At 30.7% G+C, this 1,703-nt stretch carries 2 protein-coding genes; both read right to left on the bottom strand.

Annotated features, from left to right (window positions below):
- Positions 1–44 precede the first annotated feature (44 nt).
- On the bottom strand, positions 45–290 hold the full coding sequence (locus tag D1614_RS26020; RefSeq protein WP_147384368.1) for a hypothetical protein: 246 nt from the start codon (positions 288–290) through the stop codon (positions 45–47).
- Between the two features lie 160 nt (positions 291–450).
- On the bottom strand, positions 451–1,482 hold the full coding sequence (locus D1614_RS23560) for a hypothetical protein (RefSeq protein WP_119440449.1): 1,032 nt from the start codon (positions 1,480–1,482) through the stop codon (positions 451–453).
- Positions 1,483–1,703 lie beyond the last annotated feature (221 nt).

The following is a 1,703-nucleotide window of genomic DNA, read 5'->3' as shown; positions in this document are numbered from 1 at the left end:
GAGCCGTATGATGGGAGACTATCACGTACGGTTCTGTGAGAGGTTTAGGGGTGTGATTCCCCTTTACCTACTCGACTTTTTTCTTTATTATGATACCATCCTCCATGAAGTTTTAAAATAAAATTGTCTTTATGGATATTAATTGCTCTATATCTTTCTATGGCTACTTTAAAATTATCGCCTTCTTTTTTCAAATCCAATACTGTTCTAAATTCATCATTTCTGTCCAACAAAATCATATCATTTGTTGCTAACTCACTAGCCCTAATTCTAAAGCATGAATTATCCAATATTTTTGTTTTAATTCTTATTTCAATGTGATTACTGCATTTAATACATTTCCAGTCTGCATTAACTTCAATTGAAGTCCTGAAGCAATTGCAATTCTGACAATAATATTCTTCTGTAATATGTGGGAAAGAATTCATCCTAATAAAGTGTTAATTGATTTTATCTCAATTCAAGTTTTAGTTCATTTTTATTGTATTCAATACCAATATTTAGCCAATCATTTAAACCCTTTATGTTATCTGTCATTTTTTGGAAATCTAAATTAGATTTACTGCCATTTTTTATTTTTATGATGTTTTCATAAAACTCCAATTCTAAATTTTCGAGAATTTCATTGGGTTTAAAGCCTTGACGCATATAAGTCTTCATCGGGTCAATTGTATCCACAATTCCTAGGACATATAATAATGGGAAATCGTTGAAAATTATCGGTTTAAAATTATCAATCAGTTTTTGAAGTTGATATTTTTTATAAATATCATGTTGGTCATTTTTTGGTAACCAAATATTATGAGTAGCAATCGCAGTTGCAATTTGAGCATATTGTTCTTCTAGCTCTTTCCCCCAGAATAATGAAGAGTCATTTTGTTGTATTTTTTTCTTTCTTATTTTAATTAAGCAGTCAAAGAAATATAATCCTGCAAAAATACCATGGTCAATTACTTTGCTCTCACTTATTCGATAATTGAAATAGTTTTCAATCTCTTTGAATAGTATTTGATTGACTTCTTTTGGATTAGTTTGCAATAAACAATTGTTAATGGAATACTTTTGCTTTAAGTCTGAAATATTATTAATTCCGTTAATTGCTGTTTCATCATTTTCAACTGTAAATCCAAAATCGTGAAAAAGACAAGCTAAAAACCATAAGAATGGAAACCTTCTGTATTCAGCCGTGTTCAGATTTTCAAAAAACTCATTGTAAAGATTTGTTTTGTTGTATAGTAAAATACCTAAGAAAAATATCGAGTTGGTATGCTTAACTCGATTATTATCTAATTTCCTTTCAGGAATATAGTCTAGAAATTCTAATACTTTGTTTTTTCCTGAACGTTTAAAATAATCAATAACAAATTGTTTATGCGATAATCGGCTTGTAAATGGATTCTCTAATTCACGATATTCTATTTCAGAATAATAATCCCATTCTGTTTGACTTAGTTCCGAAATATAATCTTTAATTGACTTCATTCTTTCTATTTAAGCTTGTGGGTAACGGTTGGTACATGTTGTCGGGGCGGATTTCGAAGAGCGTTCCTGTCCGAAGGACACGGAACTGCGAAACGAGAATCCGCAGTTGGCGTACCACCAAACCCCGCCCTGCAATATGTACTTCCTAAGTTTACATTTTCTTATCTTCTAATAATTAACTGAAAGAACGAAAGAGTGGAGTAAGGTTATTATGTACTGTG

Source organism: Maribellus luteus, from assembly GCF_003576475.1.
In the GTDB taxonomy this organism is placed as follows: Bacteria; Bacteroidota; Bacteroidia; order Bacteroidales; family Prolixibacteraceae; genus Draconibacterium; species Draconibacterium luteum.
This window is presented reverse-complemented; position numbering and strand designations above follow the sequence as displayed.